Below are 8500 nucleotides of genomic sequence, written 5' to 3'. Positions count from 1 at the left end.
TACAAGGATCGCGCCGTCCATCTGAGCAGCACCAGTAATCATGTTTTTAACATAATCGGCGTGGCCCGGGCAGTCTACGTGAGCGTAGTGACGGATTGGAGAATCGTATTCTACGTGTGATGTATTAATGGTAATACCACGTGCTTTTTCTTCAGGAGCTGAGTCGATTTGTGAGTAATCTTTCGCTTCACCGCCGTAAGTTTTTGCACAAATAGTTGCAATCGCAGCAGTTAAAGTTGTTTTACCATGGTCAACGTGACCAATTGTACCCACGTTTACGTGTGGTTTATTACGTTCAAACTTAGCCTTAGCCATTTGACTTTCCTCGTTTACGTCGACACCAGTTTAGAGAAAACAACCCTGAAACACTTTTCTTATCGACATTCGCCTAAAAAAACTAAACACCCAATACTTGAAAAGCAGACTATAATAGCCTGCTTCTTTAAATCTTTTGTAGAAATTCTACTAAGCTGTATATCTGGAGCTCTTATCGAGATTTGAACTCGAGACCTCTCCCTTACCAAGGGAGTGCTCTACCACTGAGCTATAAGAGCGATGTCTTCGATAACAATGGAGCGGGAGACGAGGTTCGAACTCGCGACATGCAGCTTGGAAGGCTGCCACTCTACCAACTGAGTTACTCCCGCATGTTGGTACTTACCACTTCAATCGAAGCTAAATGGTGGTGAGAGAAGGATTCGAACCTTCGAAACTTTCGTAGCAGAGTTACAGTCTGCCCCCTTTGACCGCTCGGGAATCTCACCACATCACACTTACACAGTGCTGTTCTTTACTCAAAATATCAAAACCTTAAGATGGTGCCGGCACACGGATTCGAACTGTGGACCTACTGATTACAAGTCAGTTGCTCTACCAACTGAGCTATGCCGGCGTTTCTTAGTGTTTCGTACGTTTCGTATCGGAACGGTGTGCAGTTTAGCAAAACTTACACATGATGCAAGCAGTTTTTTTAGAAAAACTGCGAAAAACTCATAAAATCAATCCGTTTGACGATAATTCAACCGCTTTGATCACTGCGCGTGCTTTTATTTGGGTTTCATTCCACTCTGACTCAGGATTTGAGTCAGCAACAAGCCCCGCACCTGCTTGTACATAGACTTTTTCATCGCGAATCACACAAGTACGAATCGCGATCGACATGTCCATTTCGCCATGCCAGCCTAAATATCCGACAGCACCACCAAATACGCCACGTTTTACAGGCTCAACTTCATCAATAATTTCCATGGCACGAATTTTGGGAGCGCCTGAAAGTGTCCCCGCAGGAAAAGTCGCCTTAAAAACATCTAAAGCATCGACATCATCCCGCACTTCACCTTGTACATTGGAAACAATGTGCATGACATGCGAATATCGCTCGATCACCATTCGGTCAGTCACTTGCACTTTACCGATTTTAGAAACACGACCCACATCATTACGACCTAGATCGATCAACATTAAATGTTCAGCGATTTCTTTTTCGTCAGACAGCAAATCTTGCTCTAAAGCTAAATCTTCTTCTTTGGTCTTGCCTCTTGGACGCGTGCCTGCCAAAGGTCGCACTGTCGCAATGCCATTTTCCAAGCGAGACAAAATCTCTGGCGATGAACCTACGATATGAAACGGTTTTTGATCTGTCAAGGTTTGACCTTGTACCAAAAATAAATAGGGTGATGGGTTTAAGTGACGTAAAGCACGATAGACTTGTAATGCCTCACCATCAAAATCAGAGACCATACGCTGCCCAGGTACAACCTGCATGACATCCCCTGCACGGATGTATTCTTTTACTTTTTCAACTGTTTCGATGAACTTTTCTTTGCCTGTAATCGATTCAAAATTCGGTGCAGTATGTGGTTTCGCTTGCAAACTTACTGGTATTGCAAGCAACTGTTCGAGCTGATCAAGTTTCTCTTGCGCCTTTGCATAAGCATCTTCTTGATGAGCATTGACGTGATGAATCAAAAACAAGGTGTCTTTTAAATTATCAAATACAATCACAGTTTGAGACAACATCAACCATAAATCTGGCAAAGTCACTGGATCGGCTGCTGGGATATTTTTGAGTTTTGGTTCGATATAGCGCACAGCATCATAGCCCAAATAACCAACCAAACCACCAGTAAAGTTAGGTAAGTCAGGCAGCTCCACTTGGGTTGGCACTTTAAATTGGCTTTGAAAGTCACGAATATATTGAAATGGATCACTGCAACGCTGCTGGGTCACAGACCCATCCGCCTGCTGAACGGTTAAAACGCCTTCATTACATGAAAAAACGGTCGACTCACCCAAGCCAATCATGGAATAGCGCGCCCAATTCTCCCCACCTTCAACCGATTCAAATAAATAAGCATGTTTGTGCTGTTTAAACCGTGCAAAAACAGAAAGTGGCGTTTCAGTATCCGCCAAACGTTGGCGGTAAACAGGTATCGTGTTATAGCCTGCTGATTTTAGTTGTTCAAATTGTGCGAATGTGGTCATGGGCATTCTCTATGCTTTTAGCTCTATGGTTTCGATTTTTTTGCGTTTCCTTGTTTCAATTGCGTCAAGCCCGCCATCGAAAAACCATAACAACATTCATGCCTTACTCCCTACTCGATCTTCTTCAATCAACTCAACTAAACTATCAACCACTTGTTGCGGCTGACAGTCATAGATACTTTCTCCATGATTATAGCCATAGCTGACCACAATACAATCAATACCTGCGCGTCTTGCTGCTTCGACATCATTGCTCGAATCGCCAATCATCAAGCTTTGCGATGCAGATACATTTTGACTTTGCATGCAGTGCAGTAAAGGCAAAGGGTGCGGTTTTCGCTCAGACAAGCTATCCCCACCAACAACCATTTTAAAATACCGACTCAATTCCAAAATATCGAGGATACCTTTTGCTAAATGTTCAGGTTTATTGGTAACACAGACCATCGAGATCCCATGCGCTTGACAATGCTCTAAAAAGGCGAGAACACCATCATAAACAGTGGTGTTCACACACAACTCTTGCGCATATACCTGCATAAACGTCTCAAGCAATTGCTTTTGCAGTTGTGCATCCACTCGCCCAAACAAATGTTCAAGCACAGTTTCACATAATTTTGCAGCACCCTTGCCAACCCACTCCCGAACCTGCACTTCTGTAACCAAAGGCAAGCTCAACTTCTCCAAACTCAGATTCATGGCGCGATATAAATCAGCAGCAGAATCCACCAACGTTCCATCAAGATCAAATAGGATCAGATGACGACTTTGTAACTGTGCAACAGACATGATACTGACTCTATAAAATAAAAAAGGCATACCTATTATGGAATGCCTTTTATTGTAAAGACTTAGACTGATTATTTAAAGAACAGCCAAGCAACCATCGCCAAAATGATCAACACAATAATCGAAATCAAACCAACCGAAGCATTTTTTTGTTGCTGTTTTTCCTGCATCAAAGGTGATTCAGTTGCAACTGGTGGTTGTTCTGAAGCAGTTTGAACATTTACATGTTCAGGAATTGGCGCTGGTTTTGGAATCGCAACTTGCTGTGGCATACCATCACGGCTAATCGGAGTCTCAACTGCACGCTCAGCAATACTCGGCATACCTTGGTCGTGCGCAGCAGATGAAATAGGTTCGATTTCAATCTCTGGCAAATCTATATCCATCGTTGTAGGCGCAAAAATCGAGAATGTAAAACTCGCAAATTGCAAAATATCACCATCATGTAACTCGGTTTCTTGCTCAATACGCAGATCATTTACAAACGTACCATTGGATGAATTTAAATCTTGCACCCACAGCATTTGATCTTTGAGCAATAGCGCCGCATGACGACGTGAAATATCTGCTGATTGCAATAAAATATCAGCATCCTGATGTCGTCCGACCAACATATCACGCTCGATCGTGATTTCTTTCCCCGTGAACTCACCTGTAATGGCTTGCAATTTCCAAGTCATAAACACCAATCCTTATCCTGATTTATTGATTATCGGTTCTGGCAATCTTAACATTGTGACATATGTGCTTGTGTGCATCTACTGTGAAGATGCAGGATGAATCGTTGTCGTGGTCACTGTGTTTTTACTTCTCTCCACTGAACGCTTTTGTAAAGGTGCTTCCACCGTCGCAACTGGCGTTGTCACAACCGCTGTTTGGCTTTGTGTGGCTGTTGGCACGTTTTGATAAGGTGAGGCATTCACCGCAGGTTGTTGACGATAAATATCGTTTACACTCTCAGGTAGTTTTGCAAAGTTGCCATTTTTATCCATCGAAAGCTGCAAGCTATAAAGCTGATTATAGCGTTGCTGAGAGATACGACGGATATCATCCGAATCCCCAACAATAGTCGGATGGATAAACACCAAAAGATTACGCTTTTCGTTGCTTCGAGTATCTGCACGGAATAGACGTCCTAAATACGGAATATCGCCCAAAACAGGGATACTTTGGCGAGTTAGACTAGTATCATCAGAAATCAAACCACCCAAAATCACAGTTTGTCCATGATCAGCCAATACCGAGGTCTTAATCGCCCGTTTACTGGTCACCAAATCTGTTGCCTGCCCTCGATTAGGCTGAACATTTGAAACCTCTTGTTCAACCTCAAGACGAACCGACCCTCCTTCACCAATATGAGGCACAACTTTCAGCGTTATCCCCACATCCTTCCGTTCAACCGTCGTATAGGGGTTTACGGTACTGTTACCCTGAGTTGCAACTGACCCTGTGACAAATGGCACATTTTGCCCCACGACAATATAAGCTTCTTCATTATCCATTGTGACAATTGATGGAGTCGATAAAAAGTTCGATTTAGTATTCGCTCTCAGCGCTTGTATAAGCGCACCGTACGCCCTGCGTGGGTTTTCAAAATTCCCGACACCTATTGAAGCACCATCTCCCAAAGCACCTGCTGCACCTGCTGCACCGCCAGTTAGATAACCAGCTGCAATTTTGGACAGTCCAGAACCAAGATTTGAAAAGTTAACCAGTCCAACACCGCTACTTAGATCACCCAGCACCCATTGCACACCAAGTTGATCGGCATCACTACCCACAATCTCAATAATCGCAGCCTCTATCAGCACTTGCTGACGACGGGTATCCAATTGTTGAATTGCTGATTCAATTTCGCGCATCAACTGCGGATCAGCCTTAACCACTAAAGCATTCTGCGTACTGTCCGCAATAATACTGACACCGCCACTATTGAAGCTGGTCACATCATTTTGGCGGTTATTAAAGCCACTGTTGAGGCTAATCCCCGAACTACCCGATGAATTCCCTGACGAGCTTGTGCTTTGGTTATTTGAAATCAAATTGTTGATCGGATTTGATGCATTACTATTGTTTGATGAAGCAGAAGAAGCAACCGACTGACCAGAAACTAAACCCTGTAAAATTTCAGCGAGACTTTTTGCACTGGCATATTTCAAACGAAAGACTTTCAAGCCACCCAGACGATCTGCCGATGGCACATCCAACATCTCAATGATTTGACGCAAACGCTTACGTGAATCAGGATCACCTTTGATTAGAATACGATTGGTGCGATTGTCAGCAACGATACGTACGCGTGATCCCACAAAGTCTTTTGCTGCACCTGTTGCACTCATGGTTTCCAACAAAGTGATCACTTCCTCAGCCTGACTCGACTGCAAGCCAATCGCTTCAATATCGTTCTGACCCGTACCATCCAAGTTACGTACAATGTTTTCAAGTTGATAAATATTGGCGGCGCGATCCGAAACAATCAATGCATTGGTTCCAGCAACTGCTGCCAAGTGTGCAAACTGCGGCATCAATGGACGTAACGCAGGAACCAGATCATTTGGATTGGTATTTTGCAACCAAATCACCCGAGTTACGATCTGATCACCACCTGCACGATTGCGCCCATCGTAAGGAATACCAGCATTTTTTACATTACTGTCTGGTACCAAACGAATGGTATTTCCTGAAGGCAATGCCACCACACCATTAACGCTAAGCACCCCCAAAAACAGATCGTAAACCTCATCTTTATTGAGCGGTTTATTCGAAATAACAGTCACATTGCCTCTTACACGAGGATCAACCGCAAAGTTCTTACCTGTAATATCTGCAACTTCATTAATAAATGCTGCTAAGTCTGCATCACGTAAATTGATCTTCCATGTCTGTGCGTGTACATGGGTACTGATTGCCGCAACCAAAGGCGCTGCAGCAAGTAATGCCCAAAGTGGACGATGATGATTCAAAGAAGCCATAACCTGCACTTATTCCTAACTAATGTGATGACGTGTTATCACTGAAAACTCTGTTGTATGGTCATCACTTGATCACCACGTTTTATTTCTATTTTGGCATGTCCTTGACGACGTACTTGCTCTAATAATTGTACTTCGCTAAGTCCTTGCCCAACTGTCTGTCCATTGACCGACAGGATACGATCACCCGAGCGCAAACCCAATGTATTTTTTAAATTCGCTGGCGTTTGATCTGATATTTCATAACCATCTGTCCCACCGCTTACACCCATATTTTTCAAATACTGTTCACGGTTGTCTTGCATCTGTTGAATCGCTTGACCCAATGCAGACTGCGGCGCGTTCTGAACAGGTTCTGGTGTTTGAGGAGGGACATTATTCGGATTGCTAATAACGGGGTCGGCTGGTTGATACAACCCTTTATCTATTCCTTTAAATTTCACTTCTCGTGTCGCACCATTCCCTTGCTTCAATACCACATGATCCCAATAGACTTCCACCAACTGATAAGAGGTCGAAGCCAAGGTCTCACCAACGCGATAACGCTCAGCCGTATCATTCAGCTTAATAACCGCTGAAGACAAGAAACTCGGCGAACCCAAGAGAACGCCTTGTAATTCTAAATTGATATTGTCTTGAGCCGTTGTCGCAGCAGGCTCATTAAATAATGCAAATGAACTAATGTTGGGAACTTGGGCTTGCTGCGAACCCAGTTCAACTCGATCAAATTGCATCGGCTGTGGCGGAGCAACCACCCACCAAAACAAAGAAGCCAGTTTCCAGCAGAGCCATAAAATAAGCAAGGCTAAAATCAAAGGACTGAGTTTATCTAACTTTTGCCAACGCAGTTGTTGTATTTTCTGCATCCATGCGTCCATTACAAACCACCTTGCAGCAATGGCTGACGTGAACTAATAACAAAAGTTTCAAGTCCCGCTTTGCCTTGATAAGACGGAACATTCAAAAGCATGCGCTGTGTCAATTGCACATCGAGCATAAGACTGGCATCTACACTTAAGTTTGCCATTTTTTGACTACGCTGATCACGAACATCAAGTTGTAATTGTCCGTTGCTATCTTTTAATTCAGCAACCAGTGAAGGCATATTCATACGATCTTGACGTTGACCAAAAATATAGGTCAGCTCACCCCCGCCCCAGTTCAATCGCCCTTCTGTTGCACTGAAGCCTTTTTCTTTCTGATAGTTTAATTGCACATCGGCAAGCTGAATTGCATTCTCTGGCCACTGCCAGTCTGCAAAATATTTCAATGTTTCAGGTGAAATTTCACCGTTCAAATCCTTAATCACGATTTTTTTCCCCAAACCATAACCAAAGATACCGTTAAATTGAGTATTGCCACTATGTATATCAAGATTGGCGCCTAAGCGAAACAACAACAGATCCAAAGGTCTCGTTTTCCAATGCACCGAACCCCGTAGCTGACCACGTTGCCAATCCGCCTGCCCCTGCCAAATGTTGCCACTGACGTTATGTAATAATTGATTATCTTTAGAAAATTTCGCAATTAGCCATGTTGCTGGAATCTGTAAAATAATAAAAATTAAAAATGCAAAAATGGCGAACAACCACCATCTCCATTGCTTGGTTTTTTTCTTCATCCTACCCATACCAACATACAAAATATCATCCTTTTTGAAATATTCGCTCTGAATGACATTATGCATAATTTTTCAACATCGCCAATTCTCTCATATAAAAAAACCAAGCTTTTTCAGCTTGGTTTTTTATAAAGGATAAAGTCAGCGTATGACAAAACGATGACTTTTAAAACTTACTTAGATTAAGAAATCTTCAAGTTTTGCACCTTTTTCTAACTCAGCAACTAACCAGCGCGGTTGTTTACCACGACCAGTCCAAGTTTCCTCAGTATTGTTTTTATTACGGTAGCGTGGCTCTACAGCTTTACGTGTTGTTTTCTTACGTTTTTGCTCACCCGCTGCCAATAACTCTTCAACCGTAAATCCAATGCCTTCAGCAATCGCAACGATTTGATTATATGCATCTTCAACAGCTTGGTCTTTTTTACTCGCAATCAATACTTCTGCTTCTGCTTGCAGACGCTTTAAGTCTTCTACCGATAAATCACTAATATCTGGTTTCATCCGAACCACTCCAACTCAATAAGGAAAAATATATATCACGCAAAAATAAAATGAATTCAAAAATTCAGTTCAATATTAATTTATAAGCAATTCACTAATCAATATAAGAATAGTCGATTTAATGACACTA

The 8500-nt window shown here is 42.8% G+C and carries 8 protein-coding genes and 4 tRNA genes; all 12 read right to left on the bottom strand.

The window, feature by feature from the left end; translation table 11 throughout:
• A partial coding sequence (locus F991_RS01335; RefSeq protein WP_004668258.1) for a GTP-binding protein occupies positions 1-315 on the bottom strand: 315 nt, incomplete at its 3' end.
• A 164-nt stretch (positions 316-479) separates the two neighbouring features.
• Positions 480-554, bottom strand: a tRNA-Thr gene (locus tag F991_RS01330).
• A 17-nt stretch (positions 555-571) separates the two neighbouring features.
• Positions 572-647, bottom strand: a tRNA-Gly gene (locus F991_RS01325).
• Positions 648-680: 33 nt separating this feature from the next.
• Positions 681-764, bottom strand: a tRNA-Tyr gene (locus tag F991_RS01320).
• 52 nt (positions 765-816) lie between these two features.
• Positions 817-892, bottom strand: a tRNA-Thr gene (locus F991_RS01315).
• Between the two features lie 98 nt (positions 893-990).
• Positions 991-2484, bottom strand: a complete 1494-nt coding sequence (trpE, locus tag F991_RS01310) for an anthranilate synthase component I (RefSeq protein ID WP_004668257.1) — start codon at positions 2482-2484, stop codon at positions 991-993.
• 96 nt (positions 2485-2580) lie between these two features.
• On the bottom strand, positions 2581-3273 hold the full coding sequence (locus F991_RS01305; protein ID WP_004668255.1) for a phosphoglycolate phosphatase: 693 nt from the start codon (positions 3271-3273) through the stop codon (positions 2581-2583).
• A gap of 71 nt (positions 3274-3344) precedes the next feature.
• Entirely contained in the window at positions 3345-3953 is a 609-nt protein-coding gene (locus tag F991_RS01300; RefSeq protein WP_004668254.1) for an FHA domain-containing protein, read from the bottom strand.
• Between the two features lie 78 nt (positions 3954-4031).
• Positions 4032-6245 carry a type II secretion system secretin GspD gene (gene gspD / locus F991_RS01295; RefSeq protein ID WP_004668253.1) on the bottom strand — a complete coding sequence of 738 codons (2214 nt, stop codon included), beginning with the start codon at positions 6243-6245 and terminating at the stop codon, positions 4032-4034.
• A gap of 38 nt (positions 6246-6283) precedes the next feature.
• Positions 6284-7123 (bottom strand): type II secretion system protein N, encoded by an 840-nt coding sequence (locus F991_RS01290; RefSeq protein ID WP_004668252.1) that lies wholly within the window; start codon positions 7121-7123, stop codon positions 6284-6286.
• Positions 7123-7866, bottom strand: coding sequence for a type II secretion system protein N (gspN, locus tag F991_RS01285; RefSeq protein WP_034595348.1), 744 nt, complete (start codon positions 7864-7866; stop codon positions 7123-7125). Before gspN ends, F991_RS01290 begins: the two co-directional genes overlap by 1 nt.
• A gap of 177 nt (positions 7867-8043) precedes the next feature.
• Positions 8044-8370, bottom strand: a complete 327-nt coding sequence (locus F991_RS01280; protein ID WP_004668250.1) for an H-NS histone family protein — start codon at positions 8368-8370, stop codon at positions 8044-8046.
• Positions 8371-8500: the final 130 nt, after the last annotated feature.

It is taken from the genome of Acinetobacter sp. CIP-A165 (assembly GCF_000367985.1).
In the GTDB taxonomy this organism is placed as follows: Bacteria; Pseudomonadota; Gammaproteobacteria; order Pseudomonadales; family Moraxellaceae; genus Acinetobacter.
The sequence above is the reverse complement of the archived record's forward strand: the minus strand, read 5'-3'. Positions and strand labels throughout refer to the sequence as shown.